Origin of the sequence: Prochlorococcus marinus XMU1406 (assembly GCF_017696055.1) — a bacterium.
GTDB lineage: Bacteria > Cyanobacteriota > Cyanobacteriia > PCC-6307 > Cyanobiaceae > Prochlorococcus_A > Prochlorococcus_A marinus_W.
In genome coordinates this window covers 532,662-552,110 of record NZ_JAAORG010000003.1, presented here as the reverse complement: position 1 = coordinate 552,110, position 19,449 = coordinate 532,662, and the positions used below count along the sequence as shown (strand labels likewise).

Annotated in this window: 20 protein-coding genes and 1 tRNA gene; 7 read left to right on the top strand and 14 right to left on the bottom strand. The window is 31.0% G+C overall.

All coding sequences use genetic code 11. The annotated features are described in order from the left end of the window. The first annotated feature begins 37 nt into the window (after window positions 1-37). Complete coding sequence (gene cobA, locus HA149_RS09400) at window positions 38-841, top strand: uroporphyrinogen-III C-methyltransferase (RefSeq protein WP_209115397.1); 804 nt, start codon at window positions 38-40, stop codon at window positions 839-841. On the opposite strand, the gene HA149_RS09395 is transcribed toward cobA, so the two are convergent. The 10 genes from HA149_RS09395 to mazG all read right to left on the bottom strand — a co-directional run bounded on the left by HA149_RS09395 (window position 814) and on the right by mazG (window position 11,620). Then, on the bottom strand, window positions 814-1,641 hold the full coding sequence (locus HA149_RS09395) for an aminotransferase class IV (protein ID WP_209115245.1): 828 nt from the start codon (window positions 1,639-1,641) through the stop codon (window positions 814-816). The genes cobA and HA149_RS09395 overlap by 28 nt on opposite strands. Next, entirely contained in the window at window positions 1,638-2,957 is a 1,320-nt protein-coding gene (locus HA149_RS09390) for an anthranilate synthase component I family protein (RefSeq protein WP_209115243.1), read from the bottom strand. The genes HA149_RS09395 and HA149_RS09390 overlap by 4 nt, the downstream gene beginning before the upstream one ends. Continuing rightward, window positions 2,954-3,628 carry a 7-cyano-7-deazaguanine synthase QueC gene (gene queC / locus HA149_RS09385; RefSeq protein WP_209115241.1) on the bottom strand — a complete coding sequence of 225 codons (675 nt, stop codon included), beginning with the start codon at window positions 3,626-3,628 and terminating at the stop codon, window positions 2,954-2,956. Before queC ends, HA149_RS09390 begins: the two co-directional genes overlap by 4 nt. A gap of 6 nt (window positions 3,629-3,634) precedes the next feature. After that, a complete protein-coding gene (locus tag HA149_RS09380) occupies window positions 3,635-4,306 on the bottom strand; it encodes a 7-carboxy-7-deazaguanine synthase QueE (protein ID WP_209115239.1) in 672 nt (223 codons plus the stop codon). Between the two features lie 26 nt (window positions 4,307-4,332). After that, window positions 4,333-5,943 (bottom strand): CTP synthase, encoded by a 1,611-nt coding sequence (locus HA149_RS09375; protein ID WP_209115237.1) that lies wholly within the window; start codon window positions 5,941-5,943, stop codon window positions 4,333-4,335. 75 nt (window positions 5,944-6,018) lie between these two features. Beyond that, window positions 6,019-7,815, bottom strand: coding sequence for an aspartate--tRNA ligase (aspS, locus tag HA149_RS09370; RefSeq protein ID WP_209115235.1), 1,797 nt, complete (start codon window positions 7,813-7,815; stop codon window positions 6,019-6,021). A gap of 55 nt (window positions 7,816-7,870) precedes the next feature. Then, window positions 7,871-8,983 (bottom strand): glycine cleavage system aminomethyltransferase GcvT, encoded by a 1,113-nt coding sequence (gene gcvT / locus HA149_RS09365; protein WP_209115233.1) that lies wholly within the window; start codon window positions 8,981-8,983, stop codon window positions 7,871-7,873. 50 nt (window positions 8,984-9,033) lie between these two features. After that, window positions 9,034-9,915, bottom strand: a complete 882-nt coding sequence (gene speB / locus HA149_RS09360) for an agmatinase (RefSeq protein ID WP_209115231.1) — start codon at window positions 9,913-9,915, stop codon at window positions 9,034-9,036. 1 nt (window position 9,916) lies between these two features. Next, window positions 9,917-10,768 carry a polyamine aminopropyltransferase gene (speE, locus tag HA149_RS09355; RefSeq protein ID WP_209115228.1) on the bottom strand — a complete coding sequence of 284 codons (852 nt, stop codon included), beginning with the start codon at window positions 10,766-10,768 and terminating at the stop codon, window positions 9,917-9,919. Window positions 10,769-10,774: 6 nt separating this feature from the next. Then, window positions 10,775-11,620, bottom strand: coding sequence for a nucleoside triphosphate pyrophosphohydrolase (mazG, locus tag HA149_RS09350; protein WP_209115226.1), 846 nt, complete (start codon window positions 11,618-11,620; stop codon window positions 10,775-10,777). A 98-nt stretch (window positions 11,621-11,718) separates the two neighbouring features. Here mazG and HA149_RS09345 point away from each other — a divergent pair. From HA149_RS09345 to HA149_RS09330, 4 genes are all read left to right on the top strand, one after another. Next, a tRNA-Val gene (locus HA149_RS09345) sits at window positions 11,719-11,790 on the top strand. Then, complete coding sequence (locus HA149_RS09340) at window positions 11,761-12,147, top strand: AIR synthase (protein ID WP_209115224.1); 387 nt, start codon at window positions 11,761-11,763, stop codon at window positions 12,145-12,147. The genes HA149_RS09345 and HA149_RS09340 overlap by 30 nt, the downstream gene beginning before the upstream one ends. Before the next feature lie 98 nt (window positions 12,148-12,245). Beyond that, the gene (locus HA149_RS09335; protein WP_209115222.1) at window positions 12,246-15,002 is read left to right on the top strand and encodes a valine--tRNA ligase; all 2,757 of its coding nucleotides are present in this window, start codon (window positions 12,246-12,248) and stop codon (window positions 15,000-15,002) included. A 2-nt stretch (window positions 15,003-15,004) separates the two neighbouring features. After that, entirely contained in the window at window positions 15,005-15,601 is a 597-nt protein-coding gene (locus HA149_RS09330; RefSeq protein WP_209115213.1) for a TVP38/TMEM64 family protein, read from the top strand. A gap of 4 nt (window positions 15,602-15,605) precedes the next feature. Here the strand turns inward: HA149_RS09330 and HA149_RS09325 are convergent, their stop codons facing one another. The 3 genes from HA149_RS09325 to HA149_RS09315 all read right to left on the bottom strand — a co-directional run bounded on the left by HA149_RS09325 (window position 15,606) and on the right by HA149_RS09315 (window position 17,633). Next, window positions 15,606-15,758, bottom strand: coding sequence for a hypothetical protein (locus HA149_RS09325; RefSeq protein WP_179852428.1), 153 nt, complete (start codon window positions 15,756-15,758; stop codon window positions 15,606-15,608). Between the two features lie 117 nt (window positions 15,759-15,875). Beyond that, on the bottom strand, window positions 15,876-17,189 hold the full coding sequence (locus HA149_RS09320) for an ATP-dependent DNA ligase (protein WP_209115394.1): 1,314 nt from the start codon (window positions 17,187-17,189) through the stop codon (window positions 15,876-15,878). 24 nt (window positions 17,190-17,213) lie between these two features. Next, window positions 17,214-17,633 (bottom strand): hypothetical protein, encoded by a 420-nt coding sequence (locus HA149_RS09315; protein ID WP_011819289.1) that lies wholly within the window; start codon window positions 17,631-17,633, stop codon window positions 17,214-17,216. A gap of 85 nt (window positions 17,634-17,718) precedes the next feature. Between HA149_RS09315 and HA149_RS09310 the strand changes: the two genes are divergently transcribed. Next, on the top strand, window positions 17,719-18,246 hold the full coding sequence (locus HA149_RS09310; protein ID WP_209115209.1) for a SprT family zinc-dependent metalloprotease: 528 nt from the start codon (window positions 17,719-17,721) through the stop codon (window positions 18,244-18,246). Window positions 18,247-18,329: 83 nt separating this feature from the next. Continuing rightward, on the top strand, window positions 18,330-18,893 hold the full coding sequence (locus tag HA149_RS09305; RefSeq protein ID WP_209115207.1) for an RNA helicase: 564 nt from the start codon (window positions 18,330-18,332) through the stop codon (window positions 18,891-18,893). Here the strand turns inward: HA149_RS09305 and HA149_RS09300 are convergent. Further along, the gene (locus HA149_RS09300; protein WP_209115390.1) at window positions 18,873-19,448 is read right to left on the bottom strand and encodes a chorismate lyase; all 576 of its coding nucleotides are present in this window, start codon (window positions 19,446-19,448) and stop codon (window positions 18,873-18,875) included. The two genes, HA149_RS09305 and HA149_RS09300, sit on opposite strands and share 21 nt — an antisense overlap. Window position 19,449: the final 1 nt, after the last annotated feature.

Here is a 19,449-nt window from a genome sequence, read left to right as displayed (position 1 = left end):
TTTACTTCTACTACCATACTTGTTAATGGAGATTATTGTGCCCGGCATTGTTTATTTAGTTGGAGCAGGTCCTGGTGACCCTGAGCTTTTAACTCTTAAAGCTTTACGCCTATTAAAAAATTGTGATGCATTAGTTCATGATGCTTTAATACCTGATGAAATAACAAAAGAGGCGGGAAAAAATACAGAAATTTTCCATGTAGGTAAAAGAGCTGGGAAGTGTTCTGTACCTCAGGCTGAAACTAATGATCTTATTTTGAAATTGGCAAAAGAAGGCAAAAATGTTGTAAGGCTTAAAGGGGGAGATCCATTTGTCTTTTCTAGGGGTGGCGAAGAAGTATCGTTTTTAGAAAAAAATGGAGTTTCAGTTGAAATAGTGCCTGGTATTACTTCTGGTATAGCTGCACCCACATATTTTGGCATTCCACTTACCCATAGAGATGCTGCGAGTTCTGTAACTTTCGTAACTGGCCATGAGCATGTTGATAAGGCTCAAAAGAGCGTCAATTGGAGAGATTTAGCTAAATCTTCAGATAGCTTAGTTATTTTTATGGGTATAAAAAATATTGAATTTATTGTAGAGGAATTAATTTTAGGCGGCTTATGTAAGCATACAAAATGTGCTGTGATCCAGGAAGCTACTTTGAAAAATCAAAAATGTTTTATTGAGAAATTAGATAATCTCGCAGATAAAATCAAAGATAAAGAATTTTTAGCTCCATCAATTATCATTATTGGAAAAATTGTTGAATTTAAGGTTAATAACAATATAACTAAAGTATCTGATGTCTATTTACCAGATATTAATAAAGTTCAACTATATAATAAATCCCAAAAATAAATTGGATCGAATTTAGGATTAAGCTTTAAATCATTAACTTGATTAATTTGTCTGCAAGATAAGCTATTAATAGCAACTATTATGTCATCATTCTGAAATTCTGGAGGAATTAATTCTTCTTTTACAATTTTCAATTTTAAAGCTTTAGAAACCATAATCCCCTCTAAACAGCCGCTCTCTTTTCTAGGTGTTATCCATTGATTATTTCTTTTAATTAGAAGATTAAATGTACTTCCACAACAAAGTTCACCTGACGTATTCAACAGGATAGAATCATCAAATGATTTTTCATTAGCTTCTGTCAAAACTTGTATTGCCTGATTATATGAAAATGTTTTGCATTTACTTATAAGACTGAATTCATTTATTTTTTCCGTTTGACTAATAAAAACGCTTATCGGATTAAAATTTGGTTTTATTCTATAGAACTCAAGCCATAAATTATCTAAATCTTTTGTATCTAAAGTGCTATCAATTGTTAGTTTTCGACCTTCATTAGTTCCTCGACTATAGTTTATTCTTACTGAAGCAAATTGATCATTCTTAAGGGATAACTTCCTAATTCCATCATGAATGATTTGTCTCAAAGTTAATTTATTAAGTTTGAAATTAATATTTAAAATTTTGCTACTTTTTTCTAACCTTTTCAGATGTTCATCAAAAAGAATAGGTTTGTTTTCCTTTATCAAAATGGTTTCAAATATACCATCAGCAAATTTTAATCCTCTATTATTAGCAGCGATAAATATTCTATCAATATCTAACCATTGATCCTTGTGCCAGCCTAATGTTTCAATCATTTTAGTGAATCAATTAATGGTAAAAGTTTCCACTTTAGTTCATTAGTTTCCTCTTCAGGCTTTGAGTCAATAACTATTCCGCAACCAGCATATATATTGATTTTTTTGTCTTTAATTAAAAATGATCTTATTAGTATATTGCTGTCAAACTCTCCATTCCAGTCAAGCTTCAAAAATGAGCCACAGTATGGTCCACGTTCACATTCTTCTAATTCAAAAAGTCTTTGGCATGATCTTAATTTAGGTGCTCCAGTTATAGAGCCCCCAGGCCAACAAGCTTTTAGTAAATCAATCCAGTTCTTGTCTTTTTTTAATTTGCCTCTGATTACTGAAGTTAGATGATGAACTTTTAAGAAACTTTCAAGTTTTAATATTTCTGGCACAATAATACTTCCTGTTTCGCAAACTTTACTTAAATCATTTCTTATTAGGTCCACAATCATAATATTTTCGGCTCTATCTTTTTCGTTCGTTATTAAATCGATAGCATTAAGTGAGTCTTGATTCAAATCCTTATCTCTGGATCTAGTTCCTTTGATAGGTCTTGATTCTACAAAATTTTTATTATCTATTTTTATAAATCTTTCTGGCGAGGTAGATAATACCGCCTCTTTAAAATTATTATTATCATTAATTATTATTCCTCCAAAGGGAGCCCTTAATTTCCTTCTTATTTTTAAATAAATATCTAGAGGATTATAGTTTTTAGAAGATTCAATTTCGCATTTAGTTGTTAGATTCGCTTGAAATAAATCCCCTAGTGAAATTAATTTTTTCAATTTTAAAATATTTTTCTGAAATTTTTCGGCCATTTCGTCTAAATTAATTTTTGAAAAATCAAAATTCAAATTCGTTTTAATAATATTTTCTTCTTCAATACTTTTAATATTGTTGATTATATTTCTATAATTCATCAGTTCAGATGAGTTTGTGCCTTCGATAATTATTTCTTTTTTTATTAGATTACATTTAATTATTGGATCATATGATGCAATCCATAAAGTTGCCATATCAGATTTTCGCCATGGGTTTTTTGGTTCTATGTAAATTCCAGCTTCATAACTTAACCATCCGATCCAAAATCCTTTTTCAATATTTTTTAAATTGTTAAAGGGATTATTAGTTTTGTCTAAGTTGTTAATATCTCTTGATTGAATTATTTTTTTAGGTTTAATTCCTATTATTGACCATTCTCCATTTTCTTTACCATCACTATCTAGCCAAGCTAATCCTTTATCTCCGAATTTTTTTGTTATGTGATGCGTAATCAGTGCTGGATCTATCCAATTTTCTAGAATTATTTTTTTTATTTTCATTTTTTATTATTGTTATTGAGCCATTTTTCATAAGCGGCATTTCTAATTCTGCAGCTATCACACTTACCGCATGGTTTTGAATTTCCTGAATAACAACTCCATGTTTTATCTAAAGGGACATGATTGTCAAAAGCTAATTTAATAATTTCCTCTTTATTTAGATCTAATAGTGGTGTCCAAAGTTTTATTGGGTTATTTTCTCTTCCTCTTTTATTGGCTAAATCTGCTAATTCTTGAAATTTTTTAATGTAGTCAGGTCTGCAATCTGGATAACCAGAATAATCCAGTGCATTAACTCCTAATCCTATAAAATCAGCATTTATTGCTTCGGCGTAACTTAGTGCAACGGAAATAAATATAGTATTTCTCCCAGGAACATAAGTATTAGGAATTTTATTAGTTTGTACTCCTTCTATTGGAATATTTTTTTGAGTATCAGTTAATGAAGAGCCTCCCCATAAAGATAAGTCAAGCTTAATAATTTTAAATTCTTCGATATCAAAGTGTTTTGCAATTATTGACGCAGAATTTAATTCTTTTTTATGACGTTGACCGTAGTCAAATGAAAGGCCAAAAATTTTAGCTTCTGATTTTTTTGCGATACCAGTTACTGTAGAAGAATCTAAACCTCCAGATAATAAAACTACTATCGATTTGTTTTTAAGAATCATATAATTTCATTTAATTTTTAAGTATTTGTGAGTTTGAAGGCTCAATTTCCAATCGGGATTATTTTTGACGAAATCAATAGCAAGAGAAAACCCATTCGCATTATTCCATGCTGGCTGTAAATAAAAAACTTTATCTTCTTTTTTTAAGCCATCTTCGATTTTAGAGAGTGGATGTTGTTTTAAAGTTTCTTTTTTTATTTGAATAGCAAATTCAATATCTTTTATTTCATTTATGATTATTTTAATTTCATTACAGTTTTTTAAAAAATAATTTTTTGGAGGTGAGTGTCTTTTAGGAGATAAAGTAATCCAGTCATAGCTTCCTGATATGGAATTAACTCCACTTGTCTCAATATGAATCTTCATTGAGTTTTGCCCTTCTCCTATCGTCATTTTTTTTATGGCTTTGCAAAAATTATCCAAGTTATGTTGTAAAGGTTCTCCTCCTGTAATAACGCAAAAAGATGCTCCTTTCTCTCTAGCAATTTTTATGCGATCTATTATTTTTTCAATTGATATAGAGGGGTATTTCTTCTCATCCCATGAATTCTTGGTATCGCACCACGAACATCCAACTTTACAACCTGCTAACCTCACAAAAAAAGCACTTTTTCCAGCGTGATAACCTTCACCTTGTAATGAATGAAATTGTTCGACTAAGGGTAAAAAATTTGTCATTTTTTCATTCAAAAAAATAAAGAATATTAATTTGATTGAGTTAACTTTTCTTGAGAGGCTTGTATTAAACCTTGAAATAAAGGATGAGGTTTGCCAGGCCTTGATAAAAACTCAGGATGATATTGACATGCTAAGAAGTAAGGATGATTTTCTAACTCAATTAACTCAACTAATCTGCCATCTGGTGATGTACCACTAATTTTGTATCCGGAATTTAAAAAACTTTGTTTGTAGTAATTATTAAATTCGTATCTATGGCGATGTCTCTCATAAATAACATCTTCATTATATAAGTTTTTCCCAGTTGTATTGTTTGTCAATCGACATGGATAAACTCCAAGTCTCATTGTCCCACCTAAATCAACTACATCTTCCTGTTCTGGTAATAAATGTATCACTGGATTGGGAGTATTTGGGTCTAGTTCAGAACTAGATGCATCTGGAAGATTAGCTACATTCCTAGCCCATTCTATAACTGCACATTGCATACCAAGGCACAGGCCTAAAAATGGAATCTTCTTTTCTCTTGCGAATTTTATAGCTGAAATTTTGCCATTAACTCCTCTATTTCCAAATCCTCCAGGTACGACAATTGCATCAACTTCATTTAAGTAAGTTTCTGCTGAATCTTTTTCTATCATTTCAGCGCTTACCCAATGTAAATCTAATAAAGCCTTGTTCTCAATGCATGCATGTCTTAAAGCTTCAACTACAGATAAATATGCATCTCCAAGTTCAATATATTTGCCTACAAGAGCAACTTTTATTGGATCTCCAGGATTTCTTAGATTGTGAATTAGTGCTTCCCAATTTTTCAAATCACATTCTTTGTCTTCTAGTTCAAGATACTTCAAAGTTTCTTTGCACAAACCCTCTTTTTTTAAAGCAAGAGGCACAGAATAAATACTATCTGCGTCTAAAGCTTCTATTACTGAAGTAATATTGACTCCACAAAATCCACTAAGTTTCTTTTTAAGGCCCTCATTTATTGATTTATCACTCCGGCATACAAGTAAATCTGGCTGAATTCCAATTGACCTTAATTCTTTTACTGAATGTTGTGTTGGCTTAGTTTTTATTTCGCCAGATGTTTTGATGTAGGGAAGTAATGTTACGTGTATGTATGCAACATCATTCCTATTGACATCATTTCTGAATTCTCTTATTGCCTCTAAAAAAGGTAAAGATTCAATATCACCAACTGTTCCACCAATTTCAGTAATAATAATATCTGCATTGCTGTTAGCGGCTACTCTATGAATCCTTTCTCTAATTTCTCCCGTTATGTGAGGTATTACTTGCACAGTTCCACCGTTATAACTGCCTCTTCTTTCTTTATTAATAACTGCTTGATAAATAGATCCCGTTGTTACACTATTCAACCTAGTCATTGCAGTATCAGTAAATCTTTCGTAATGACCTAAATCTAGATCGGTTTCAGCCCCATCTTCGGTTACAAATACTTCTCCATGTTGAAAAGGACTCATTGTCCCTGGATCAACATTTAGATATGGATCTAGTTTTAATATTGAAACACTATACCCTCTAGACTTTAATAATCTACCTAAGCTTGCAGCTACAATTCCTTTACCAATGCTAGAAACTACTCCTCCGGTGACAAAAACAAATTTTGACATTAAATATTTTTAATTAAGCACTGCCTCATTATATTTTATTTAAACAAAAAACTTTTAGAACATCCATATATATTCTTATTCATCAATTGTTATTTCAATATCTAATTCTTTTAATTGTGATTCTGAGACATTTGAAGGCGCATTTGTGAGAAGACATTTTGCTTGTTGATTTTTTGGAAAAGCAATGGTTTCTCTGATTGAATCTGCACCTATGATCAGCATGGTAATACGATCTAATCCAAACGCTATTCCACCATGAGGAGGAGCACCCATTTCTAAGGCTTCTATTAAAAATCCAAATTTTTCATTAATCTCTTTAGCAGTAAGTCCTACTGTTTTCAAAACCTCTCTTTGTAAGTTCGCTTCATGAATACGTAAAGAGCCACCTCCTAATTCCAAGCCATTAAGAACTAAGTCATAAGCATTTGCTATGGAGTTCTCGATTTCTTTTTGCAAGTTTTCAGGATCTTTAGATTTTATATTTTTTGGAGAACAAAAAGGATGATGTAAAGCTTCATATCTATTTTCCTCTTCATTTCTCTCAAACATCGGGAAATCAGTTACCCATAAGAAATTCCATTTACTTTTATCTATGAGATTTAAGTCTTTTGCGATGTATTGTCTCACTCTATCTAATGACTGGTTGACAATTCTTTTATCTCCAGCACCCAAGAGGATTAAGTCTCCATCTTGCGCTTCGGTGATTCTTAAAATATCAGCTATATGCTCTTCATTTAGATTATTTTTAATTGCCCCAATAGTCTCAAGCTCTTCTCCTTTGACTCTTATAAAGGCCAAACCACCAGCTCCTGCATCTTGAGCTACTTGGAAGACATCACCTCCGGGTTTAATTCTTACGTTGCTAATACTTAGATTACCTCCTTTGATTGTTATGGATTTTATAGAACCTCCAGACTTAATTGCCTTGGTGAAAATATTAAAGCCAATATCTCCTAATACTTCTCCTAAATCTTTTAATAACATTTGATATCTAGTGTCTGGTCTATCAGTGCCGTAATTATCCATTGCTGCTTGCCATGACATTCTTGGAAAATCATTATCAAAATCAATATTTAAAACTTCTTTCCATATTTTTTTTATAAGACTTTCATTAAAAGAGATTATTTCTTCTTCACTAATAAAGCTCATCTCAATATCTAATTGCGTAAACTCTGGCTGCCTATCTGCCCTTAAGTCTTCATCACGGAAACATTTTGCGATTTGATAATACTTATCTAAGCCTCCAACCATTAAAAGTTGTTTAAATAGTTGTGGGGATTGAGGTAGAGCAAAAAAATCTCCATTTGAAAGACGAGCAGGAACAAGAAAATCGCGAGCTCCTTCTGGAGTTGATTTTGTAAGTAATGGAGTTTCTACTTCTGTAAATCCTAAATTATCAAGAAATTCTCTAGCAACTTTAATAATTTTATGTCTTGTTTTTAAATTTTCTAGTAATTTGCCCCTTCTTAAATCAAGGTATCTATATTTTAATCTGAGTTCCTCTTTTGTATTTTCATAATCATGTATAGATACTGGAAAAGGTAGGTTTTGTTTAATTTGGTTGAGAATTTGTAAATCTTTAACCTTAAGCTCTAACTCTCCAGTACTTAAATTTTTATTTATTGAATCTTTTGGCCTTTCGTTAATAATTCCGCTAACCATTATTACCGTCTCATTCCTTAGAGTTTCTGCCTGTTTAAATAGATTTGCTCCATCATCGGGGTTAATAGTTATTTGTAAGAATCCACTATGGTCTCTTAAATCAATAAAAATTACACCACCATGATCTCTTCTTCTATCTACCCATCCGCATAGATTAACTAATTTACCAATATCTGTATTATTGAGTTCTTCACAAATTTTGTTTCTCATCTAAGTATGATTTATTTATCAATAACTTATAATAATTCTTTGAGGGTAAATTTAGTTAATAATTCTTTTTATAAAACGCTCTTTTTGTTATAACCCCTTTGAATTTTTTGCCTCTTATTAGTATTTGAACTTCATTATTTATTAAGGCATGCGAAGTATTAATGTATGCAAAAGCTATAGCTTGTTGTTTAGTTGGAGACCAACTGCCGCTAGTGATAGTTCCAATATTCTCTTCACCTTTTAGTACTGCGCAACCTTTTCTTCCTATTGCTTTACCTTCTATAGAGAGACCAACTAGCTTTTTTTGAATACCTAATCTTGACTGCTCTTCAAGAAATCTTCTTCCAAAGAATTCGTGATTATTTTCTAGATTTACTAGCCATCCTAACCCTGCTTCATATGGAGTAGTTTCTTCATTTATGTCTTGGCCATAAAGATGCATGCCTGCTTCAAGTCTAAGAGTATCTCTAGCTCCTAAACCACAAGGTGCAACATTTTTGGAAATTGAGAAATCCCATAAATTAATTGCTGCTTTTTTAGATAAAAGTATTTCTAGACCATTTTCCCCTGTATATCCTGTCTTCGAAACGAAGATTTTTTCTTTAGGCGAAATATGTTCAAAAATTTTATATTCGCATCCAAAGTTAGGAATATTTGATATCGATGATTCAACCCATTCTTCAAATAGATCGAATGAGTTTTTCCCTTGAAGTGCTAACAGTACTTTGTCTTTTTTAAAGTTTGTTATCGAAATTTCATAATTATTTAAATTATTTTTTATCCACTGAAAATCTTCGTCATATCTACTTGCATTTACTATTAACAATACTTCTGATATATCATTTTCTTGTATACCAAGGTCATAAATTATTAAGTCATCTATTATTCCTCCTTTTTCATTGAGCATTACTGTATAAAGTCCCTGACCTTCTGAAAAGGAGTGTAAATTTGTAGGAAAAAATTTTTGAATATAATCCTTTGGATTGATGCCCTTGATAGAAATTACACCCATATGAGAAATATCAAACAATCCTGCTGAAGATCTAACTGATTCATGCTCTTTGAGTAATCCTGAAAATGATATCGGCATTTCCCAACCTGCAAAATTCACTAATTTTGCATTGGATTGAACATATTTTGAATACAGAGGACTTTTAAGCAAATCCATGAAATATTAAATTTTAATTTACTATTTTTACACTTTAGTTTAGAAATTTTTTATTGCATATTTTCTAATGACAAAATTAAGCTTCTAAGTATTTTGGCTGCAACTATGCTGCTAACTCCGCTTGTATCAATTTCTGGAGATAATTCCACAATGTCTGAAGCCACAATTCTAAAGTCTCTTAAAGTTTTCAGGATTTCTTCAAAATCATTCCAAAAAAATCCTCCTGGTTCTGGAGTTCCCGTCCCTGATAATAAACTGGGATCAAACCAATCTAAGTCTATTGTTAAATAAATTGGACACTTAGAGTAGGGTAGAAGAGCTTGTCTTAAATTTTGTGCATTTCCGCCTGGGCAAAAGTTAACTAATTGATTGTTATTATGCATAATTTGAAATTCTTCTTTAGTCCCACTTCTTATTCCTACTTGCAAAATTTTCTTTTCAGGTAGCACCTCTAAGCATCTTTTCATTGTACAAGCATGACTATGTTTATTTCCTATATATGATTCTCTTAAATCTGCATGAGCATCTAGTTGAACCAATATCAAATCTGGATATTTTTCTACTAATGCTTCAATAGCACCTGTGGTAATAGAGTGTTCACCTCCAAGCATAATAGGACTAAGGCGTTTATTAATTAAAAAATTTGTTGCTGATTTGACCGATTCAATAACTGACTTTGAGTCATTTTTATCAATTAGTATTGACCCAAAATCAACATACAAAATATCCTCTAAGTCTTTATTTAGATTTGGACAATATGTTTCTAAACAAGAACTGACTTGTCTTATTGCTTCTGGACCAAATCTAGCGCCTGGTTTGAATGAACATGTTCCATCATAATTGACTCCAAATATACCAATTGAGCAATCGTCAGGGTTTCTTTTTGCTCCCATAAAAATCGCATTTTCGTTATCAAATAAATTTTTTATCATTCTATGAATTGAGCTCTTTCACTATTTTATTTGGCATCATTTTGAATGCTGCATTTTGAAAATTTAAATTCCAAATTTCACAACCTTTTTCTATTCTCAGGGCTTCATTGTAATTTTGCTGTGATAGATTTAGAACTTCTTCAGAGGCGAATGTCCAACTCCAAATGCCACTAGGGTATATAGGCACAAAAGAATACATAGTTTCAGAGACTCTAAATATTTTTTTCAGGGTTTTCAAAATACTTATGTGAATATTTTTGAAGGATTCAGGTGATTCGCTTTGCGTTGCTAAGATACCATTTTTTTTAAGAATTCTTTTGCATTCTCTATAAAACGAATCTGAAAATAATAAATCTGAAAATTCTGAGGGATCTGAACAATCTATAAATATAACGTCGTAAAAATTAGCTCTTGTTTTTTTTACCCATTGAACACCATCATCAATATGAATCTTTAATCTTTTGTCATTCCATGCTTCGCCCCCAATTTCTTTTAAAAATTTTTTAGATATTTTGATTACTTCCTCATCAATCTCTACCAGATCAATTTTTGATATTTGAGAGTATTTAACGCATTCTCTTGCTGTACCGCCGTCTCCCCCACCAATAATTAGTACATTAGATTTTTCGTCAATGCTACTTAATGCTGGATGCACAAGACACTCATGATAATATTTCTCGTCTTTTAATGATGTCATCCAACAACCATCTAGCATTAGAGCTCTGCCATAATATTCATTTTCAATAACAATAATTTCTTGATATTTTGAGTTTTGTTTAATTAAGATTTCTCCATTTAGGCCGAATCTTGAGCCTTTATGATATTCATCTATCCATGTTGAAATATGAGTCATTTTTTTTTAAGAATTTTTTCTTTTAAGTTTTTGCTTGGCTATTTGCCAAAGCCGTTGAAAATCTTTAGGGGTTTGTTTTTTAATATTATCTCTCGCATAATGTTCAATGATTGAGAATCTCTCTAAAAATTTTTTATTAGTTTTTTGAAGAGCTGATTCAGGATTTATTTTTAAAAAGTTTGAGAGATTCAGAAGGGTAAAGTAAATATCCCCATATTCATTTTTTATGTCTGAATCATTTTTACTTTTTATTGCTTCCTTTAATTCATTAATCTCTTCTTCTAACTTTTCAAAAATCTGATCGGTACTCTCCCATTTAAAACCATATTTTTTAACAACGTTTGTGATTTTATCTGTTCCAAAAGTTGGCGGTAAATTTTTGATTTTCAAATTTAAATTTTTACTAATCGATGATTCAATATGAGTTGCTTCTTTTTCTGAATTTTTAATATTTTCCCAAATCTGTTGCGATTTTTCTAGAGATACTTTTTCTTTTTTGTTAAAAATATATGGATGTCTATTAATAATTTTCTTGTTCAGATTTTTTATAACATCATTTAGTTCAAATTCTTTGTTTTCGTAACCGATTTCAGAATGCAGCATTACTTGTAATAAAAGATCGCCTAACTCTTCACAGATGTTATCCGCATTTTTTTCATATATTGCATCTATAAATTCACTACTTTCTTCATTTAAAAATGGGATTAATGATTTATGAGACTGTATTTTCTGCCATGGGCATCCCCAAGTTTTATCTTTCAATGATTTGACATTAGATATTAAAATTTTAAAGCTCTCTAAAGTCTTTAAATCGGAATTTTTTTGCAAGTTATATCTATCGTTTGAGGACATAGTATATATTTTATTAATTCAATTTTGCCTTAATCATGAAATATTTAAATACTTAGTATAAATATTTCAACTTCATCCATTAGAATGATTTATTATGAGGGCGATTAGCTCAGCGGTAGAGCGCCTGCCTTACAAGCAGGATGTCCCTGGTTCGAACCCTGGATCGCCCATTTATTATTTTTCTAATTACTGAGATCGTCAATCTTTCAATCAGTCAAAGCGCTGCTTCCGAATTATCTAGGCAATGTTCTTTTGGAGGTTCTCCTGGAGAAATGTCAATTGATTTGGTTGAGGATACAAATTGTTCTGAAGGATGGATGCATATTAAATTAAGGCCAGGTACATGTAATGGATCCCCTATTTCAAGAACTGAAGGAGTTACTTTATACGCGGATGTAAAAAAGTTTAATTTACTGAAAGATTTAAAATTAGATTATTACGGTGATTTAAGCGGTGGTGGATTTCTTATTTCAACACCAAAAAATGCAAAACGTTGTTCCTGCGGTTCTGGCTTCAAACTTTTGTAGAATGAATTTGCCTTTTTTTTGCAAACTAATATTATTTTCATTAATTGGCTGCTATCAAGATAAAATAAACAAAAAGTTTATTGAAATAAAATTTGCATATGACAGAGATGAATGATCAATTATCTTTAGAGAATTATTCACCTTTTGAAGTAGAGAAAAAGTGGCAGGAAAAATGGGAAAGTTTAAAGGCGTTTAGTCCTAACCCTGAGGATGAAGGAGAACCTTTTTGTATTGTTATACCCCCGCCAAATGTAACTGGATCTTTGCATATGGGACATGCATTTAATACAGCTTTGATAGATGTTGTAGTTCGTTTTCAAAGACTTTTAGGTAAGAATGTTTTGTGTTTACCAGGTACTGATCATGCTTCAATAGCTGTTCAAACTATTCTCGAAAAACAATTAAAAAGCGAGGGTAAAACAAGCGAGAATGTTGGAAGAGATGAATTTCTTAAAAGAGCATGGAACTGGAAAGAACAAAGTGGTGGCAGAATAGTTTCTCAATTAAAAAGGATAGGATATTCAGTTGACTGGACTCGAGAAAGATTTACTCTGGATCAAAAATTAAATGAGGCAGTTGTTGAGGCTTTTAATATTCTTTATAAAAAGAATTTAATTTATAGAGGTGAATATTTAGTAAATTGGTGTCCTGAATCTCAATCTGCCGTAAGTGATCTTGAAGTTGAAATGCAAGAAGTAAATGGTCATTTATGGTATTTTAAATACCATTTAATTTCTGAAAGTGGCGAACAGTTGGATAAGTACTTAGAGGTTGCAACAACAAGGCCAGAAACTCTTTTGGGCGATACTGCTGTGGCAGTTAATCCTGATGATAATAGATATAAAGAATTTATTGGCGTCAAAGTAAAAGTCCCTTTCGTTGATAGAGAAATACCTATTATCGCTGATTCACATGTTGATAAAGATTTTGGTACAGGATGTGTCAAGGTTACTCCAGCCCACGATCCAAATGATTTTGCAATAGGAAAAAGGCATAACTTAAAGCAGATTAATGTAATGAACAAGGATGGAACTTTAAATATTAATGCAGGCAAATTTCAAAATTTAGATAGATATGAGGCTAGAAAGAAAATCATCAAAGAATTGGATAACTTAGACCTTTTGACAAAGATAGAGGACTATAAACATACTGTTCCTTTTTCTGATAGAGGTAAGGTGCCAATTGAACCTTTATTATCAACACAATGGTTTTTGAAAATGGATGAAATATCTCAAGGATGTCTTAATGAAATTGATTCTAAAAAACCATTGTTTATTCCCTCACGCTGGGAGAAAGTTTATAAGGATTGGTTAGAGAATATCAATGATTGGTGTATCAGTAGGCAATTATGGTGGGGTCACCAAATACCAGCATGGTACGTTTTAAATGACTCTCAAGACACAATAGAACAAAATACTCCATATGTCGTTGCAAGAAATGAAGAGGATGCCTTAATCAAAGCTAATAAACAATTTGGATTAAATATTAAATTGGTTCGTGATAAAGATGTTTTGGATACTTGGTTTTCAAGTGGTTTATGGCCTTTCTCAACCCTTGGTTGGCCAAATACAAATGACCCCGATTTTAAAAAATGGTATCCAAATAGTGTCCTTGTAACGGGTTTTGATATTATTTTCTTCTGGGTGGCCAGAATGACAATGATGGGGAATACTTTTACGAATAATATTCCTTTTAAGGATGTTTATATTCATGGTCTAGTTCGAGATGAAAATAATAAAAAAATGAGTAAAAGTTCAGGAAATGGTATTGATCCAATACTATTAATTGATAAATATGGTTCTGATGCTTTGCGATTTGCTTTGATTCGAGAAGTTGCAGGAGCTGGACAAGATATTCGGCTTGATTTTGATCGAAAAAAAGATACATCTTCAACTGTTGAAGCTTCAAGAAATTTTGCGAATAAATTATGGAATGCAACTAAATTTGCATTAATTAATAAAACTTCTAACAATAATTATTCGCTTAATGACAGTGATGAAACTTCTTTAGAGTTATGTGATAAGTGGATTTTATCTAAACTGAATAAGGTAAATACAAAGGTCACTGCTTTGTTGAAAGAATATAAATTGGGAGAATCTGCGAAACTACTATATGAATTTACGTGGAATGATTTTTGTGACTGGTATGTAGAATTTGCTAAACAAAGGTTTAATAATAAAGAGACTATTAATAGAAAAATATCTGAAAAGGTTTTAATAAAAGTGCTCAATGATATTTTGGTGATGATTCATCCTTTTATGCCGCACATTACTGAAGAACTTTGGCATGTACTGCAACTTCAACCAGATGAAGAATTATTATCTCTTCAAAAATGGCCAACCCAAGAAAATAAATTTGTTGATAATAAGCTTGATAATTCCTTTCAGCAACTCTTTGAAATTATTAGATTGATTAGAAATTTGAGAGCTGAATTAGGCCTCAAGCCATCAGAAAAAGTTCCTGTTTACTTAATTTCAGATAATGATGAATTGATTGATTTTTTAAAAATTTTAGTTGATGATATTCAAACCTTAACTAAATCTTCTGAAGTATTTATTTTTAAACCTAATGATGTTGATAAAAAAGAGTTTGCTAAATCTTTTTCTGGGATAATTAGTGATTTAGAGGTTTACTTACCTTTTCAGGATTTTGTAAATATAGATGCATTAAAGGAAAGGTTAAACAAGGATTTAAAAAAGGTGACTATTGAGTTAGATAATTTAAATAAGAGATTATCTAATAAAAATTTCGTGGATAAGGCTCCAAAAGATATTGTTGATGAATGTAGATTTAAATTAAATGAGGGTTCGGTACAAATGGAGAGAATTACTAAAAAACTCGAACTTTTGAATTGAGAATGAATATATTTCTTGAAAATATTTATAATTTGTCTTTTTTTTTTAATACTGGAATTGGGATATTTTCGTTTGTTTGCATTTATATTTTAATTGTTTTATTAATACTTCCAGCTTCTTGGTTATCTTTATTATCAGGTTTTTTATATGGCTCATATTTAGGATCAATTATAGTTTTTTTCTCCGCTTCCATAGGAGCATCAGTTGCTTTTTTTGTATCAAAAAGTTTTTTTTCAAAAAAGCTAAAAAATCTTTTTAGCCGTTATCCAAAATTAAGTGTTATGGAAAAAGTAGTAGAAAAAGGCGGACTTAAATTAATTTTTTTAGCTAGATTATCGCCGATATTTCCCTTCAGTATTCTTAATTATTTTTATGGTTTAAATAATGTTAAATTTCGAGATTTCGCTCTTGGTCTTCTTGGAATAATTCCAGGAACTTTTCTTTATTGCTCCATAGGTAGTTTGGCAAAAAATATCCAGGAGCTAAAAAATGTGCAATCACCAAATAATTTATATATGACTATTGTTGGAATTATTTCAACTTTTTTAGTTGTATATTTCTCAGCTAAATACTCCAGGGAATATTTTGAAAACTCCTAAGAATTTACTCTTTAATATTCCAATCTCTAATAGATGCAATTAAGATAAACCATAAAAGCCTTAATTTACCTAGTAAAGTTTTGTTGGCTTCTAATTCGATATATTTTGCCTGTCCACAAGGCGTTTTGATAAAGTTGAAAACTGTTTTCTTCGTCATAAGTCTCTCAAAAAGTCCTTATAATTATTCTGACATTTTATAGCCAAGATTTTTAGTTTTTTTACTTAAAAACCACATTTTTCATTGACTACTTTGTTGAATATTATTTTTTAAAATTTAAACTTTTTCTCCAGCTTTAAATCCTCTAAAGCATTTGAATCTTGGAAACCTAAGACTAAAAGCCACCGCATCCTTGGATTTCGTTTTAGCATCAGCTCTGATTTCTACAAGTTGACCAATAAGTTGATTCCGTTTTGACCAATATTCTTCACGTTGGATATCACTAAATCCGCTTCCACAACTAAGACTGTATTCATGGCCATCATCTTCCCCTTCTACTAGGACAGCCCCTAGTCTACCTTTATTGCGACCTGTGCCTTCCTCAACCGATACAACCTTTAAAGTGACTTCAATGAAAGGTTTTGCTTTTAACCAACTGTGTGTTCTTTTACATTCATAAATAGCATTAGGATCTTTAATCATTACTCCTTCATATCCACCTTCCACGGCAGATTTATTCAGCTCTACAAATCTTTTCTGTCCCTCAATGGTGTCGAGATCTACATTTTCCCATTCAAGTGTTTTTATATGTCTTAGAAGCATAGAATGTTTTGCTACCCATTCTTTTACTAGTAAACTTCTTGCTGTTTGACTAGTGTTCCAACTCCCTTTTTGGAATTTTTCAAGGGGACATAAGTCAAATAGGTGAAGAACTGCGTCTTTTGTTTGTTTACCATCTTTTCTATGAACCTGTTTCATTAAATCTTGAAAGTTAGCACTCATTACTTCACCATCTAGGACTAAGTCATGAGGTGCAGGATCTTCTTTTAGGACTTTTTCTATTTCTGAGATAATATGACCAAAATTATGGAATTGTTTTCCATTACGAGAAAACATTTCTACTTTATTTTGTCTAATTATTGTTAAGACGCGAACACCATCTAATTTGATTTCAATTTGCTTTTTTCCTATCATTTTTTTTTCATGATTTGCACTGTCGTGAGCTAAAGGACAAGAAAAAATAGGAATCGCATATTTTGGAAATTTCTTGGCTATCTTGTTGATTGTTTTTTCAGATACACCGCATCTAAGATCTTTAATTAAAACTCGTCTATAAAATCCATTCCACTCTTCTTTTGTGGCAGATTCCATAGCCATAATAATTGCATCGCGAGCAGCGTGACCAGTAAGTTCTCTTTGAATAAGCTTGTTTGCTAATTCTCTAAAATCTTTCCATAAAAAATTTTGACTTTTTTCATTCTCTTTTTCAGGAACAATTTTTACACCAAAAGTTACCAATGGATCAAGTGCCATGCGGATTCCCTCAAAAAAATCATCTAGACCTTGTTCCATTGCTTCTGAGATGATTTTTTCTTTATCTAATCTACTTGGGTGTAATTCTAATTGATGTATAATCTCTTCTTTAAACAATTCTTTTTGCCTCACAAGAAATTATTAATTCACTTTTGCTATTCTGTCTATTTTCCAATCATTGTCTGTTTTTGCGAATGTAAAATCTAATGGCAGCTCATCTTGTTTATCTTCTGATTTTAAATTCAAAGTTATTATGATTTGATCTTCTTGGACTCTAGGTCTTCCTGATTTTAAATTTCTGTATTTATTGAGGTTTAAACTAGCTAAAAATTTCAGAAAGTCTTGGCGCTTCACATGAGTTTTATAAGTTTTTGTAGTCAAACCATACGCTGCATCAATTCTGCCAGCAGCTATTTGATCAAAAAACTTTCTTACTAATGGATTAATTCCTCTAGCGCTTATAACTAATTTGACTGCATTAAAAGTCCAAAAAGAAACTAGTACAGCTCCGCCAACTAATAATGCTTTAATTCCGATATCTTTAACTAGTGTTGCATCCATGTTGATTTGAGTTTTTTATTACTTTAAGAAAAGAAATCGTTTTTGATGGCTTTTTTTGTCAAAATAATACTAATTTTAATCCATAATGCCTGTAATTCCTCTTTTACCTTTATTTCATAAATTTAATAGCCAATATTTTGAAAATTCTCTAGCGGTTAATAATCAACCTTTAGTAAAGGTTAGATGGAGTGATAATAGATTAAAAACTACTGCTGGTTTTTATAAAAGAAAACGAATTAACGGTCTTGTCAATTCTGAAATTATCTTATCGAAACCTATTTTGAGTAAATTATCTCCTAGTGAAATAAATAGTACTTTATGTCATGAAATGATTCACGCATGGGTAGATAGGATATTAAAAAAAAATGAGATACATGGTCCAAATTTCTTAGAAAAGATGAATGAAATTAATGAGAAAGAGAAGAATTTTCAAATTTCTGTGAGGCATTCATTTCCTATTGAAAGGAGAGAATTAAAATATATAGGAACTTGCCAAAATTGTGGTGAGAAATTTTTCTACAGGAAAAGGATAAAGAATATTGCCTGTAAAAAATGTTGTGTAAATTTCTTTAATGGATCATGGAATAAAAAGTGTTTAATTTTGTTTGATTAAAAATATAAGATGTGTTTTTGTTTCTATATTTGGAATTATTTATTTTTTTAATGTAATTTATATTTTAAAAAGCATAATAATTTATGGATTCAAGGAGAATTAGAAATCTTAGAAATAGTTTTGATAAAAATATTGTTGATAAACAGGTCGATAAAATTTTCGAAACTGGAAGACAATTTGTTGATGGAGTATCTGGTGCTAGGCCAGGAAAAAGAAGGAATTCAGATTTTCAAGGAATAACAAGTAAGAGTGTTAAAAAAGTAGGAAGATGGGTATCTGAAAAAGTGGATTTATTTTTTGATGAAGATAATGATGATTGGAATGATGAGAATTTTTACGATGATAAAAGCGACATTAAGACATTTTCCAGAGAATCAAATTCTTATGAATCTGCTAAACAGCAATCAAAAAGACCTTTAGAAGCAATATCTCTAAGGCAACCAAAAAATTTACAGACAACTGAGCAAAAAAAATTACCTTATGCGAAATATAGTAATGACGAAGATTGGCCAGATGAAATGGATTTCAAAGTTGAAAGATGGCAAAGAGCTTCAGAAAAAGAGAATAATATTTCGATAGATCAATCAAACCAACAAGTTCAATCAAAATCAAGAAATCTTCCAAGATCAAGAAGAAGAAGAGTATAGTTTCGTAAATTCTTTAATTCCTGAATAGCCTAATAAAGTTTCTAAATGTGGATTGAATACTTCTCTAATAATTGTTAGGGGCTTTTTGTCTCGAAAAAATCTATAATTTCTTGACCAGAATGGACCTTTAAAACAAAATTGATCCTCTAACCAATTTGAATTAACAAGTGAAATTCGGTCAACTTCTCTAAACAATTCTGATCTGTCTTGTGTCAAATTCTTCCAAATTGGTTCTTCTTTGGCTTTTAAATTTTCATTCACTTGTTCTGCATTCCACCAACTTTCAGCCCATGCTAGGTTTTTATTATTGTTTTTAATCCAAACTTGTCTTCTAATTAAAGGTCCATTTAGTTGATTTAATTCTTTAGGACCTTCTTCAATGAATAGAGGATCTAATCGCATTGAAATTAATTTAATTTTCGTCTCTTGATTAGTTAAAAGTTGTAAATGTCTAGTGGGACTTCCATCCCCAAGCAGCATTAATTTCCATGGACCAGATATTTTTGGTAATGAATTTTTCACTAAAAAAGTAGAGGCTTTTTCTTCCCATAAAATT

Bases quoted from the DNA above. Each gene is read 5' to 3' on its own strand.
- HA149_RS09395 (WP_209115245.1), bottom strand. From the start codon at position 1,641: ATGATTGAAACATTAGGCTGGCACAAGGATCAATGGTTAGATATTGAT.
- HA149_RS09390 (WP_209115243.1), bottom strand. From the start codon at position 2,957: ATGAAAATAAAAAAAATAATTCTAGAAAATTGGATAGATCCAGCACTG.
- queC (WP_209115241.1), bottom strand. From the start codon at position 3,628: ATGATTCTTAAAAACAAATCGATAGTAGTTTTATTATCTGGAGGTTTA.
- HA149_RS09380 (WP_209115239.1), bottom strand. From the start codon at position 4,306: ATGACAAATTTTTTACCCTTAGTCGAACAATTTCATTCATTACAAGGT.
- HA149_RS09375 (WP_209115237.1), bottom strand. From the start codon at position 5,943: ATGTCAAAATTTGTTTTTGTCACCGGAGGAGTAGTTTCTAGCATTGGT.
- aspS (WP_209115235.1), bottom strand. From the start codon at position 7,815: ATGAGAAACAAAATTTGTGAAGAACTCAATAATACAGATATTGGTAAA.
- gcvT (WP_209115233.1), bottom strand. From the start codon at position 8,983: ATGGATTTGCTTAAAAGTCCTCTGTATTCAAAATATGTTCAATCCAAT.
- speB (WP_209115231.1), bottom strand. From the start codon at position 9,915: ATGATAAAAAATTTATTTGATAACGAAAATGCGATTTTTATGGGAGCA.
- speE (WP_209115228.1), bottom strand. From the start codon at position 10,768: ATGACTCATATTTCAACATGGATAGATGAATATCATAAAGGCTCAAGA.
- mazG (WP_209115226.1), bottom strand. From the start codon at position 11,620: ATGTCCTCAAACGATAGATATAACTTGCAAAAAAATTCCGATTTAAAG.
- HA149_RS09340 (WP_209115224.1), top strand. From the start codon at position 11,761: ATGTCCCTGGTTCGAACCCTGGATCGCCCATTTATTATTTTTCTAATT.
- HA149_RS09335 (WP_209115222.1), top strand. From the start codon at position 12,246: ATGACAGAGATGAATGATCAATTATCTTTAGAGAATTATTCACCTTTT.
- HA149_RS09330 (WP_209115213.1), top strand. From the start codon at position 15,005: ATGAATATATTTCTTGAAAATATTTATAATTTGTCTTTTTTTTTTAAT.
- HA149_RS09325 (WP_179852428.1), bottom strand. From the start codon at position 15,758: ATGACGAAGAAAACAGTTTTCAACTTTATCAAAACGCCTTGTGGACAG.
- HA149_RS09315 (WP_011819289.1), bottom strand. From the start codon at position 17,633: ATGGATGCAACACTAGTTAAAGATATCGGAATTAAAGCATTATTAGTT.
- HA149_RS09310 (WP_209115209.1), top strand. From the start codon at position 17,719: ATGCCTGTAATTCCTCTTTTACCTTTATTTCATAAATTTAATAGCCAA.
- HA149_RS09305 (WP_209115207.1), top strand. From the start codon at position 18,330: ATGGATTCAAGGAGAATTAGAAATCTTAGAAATAGTTTTGATAAAAAT.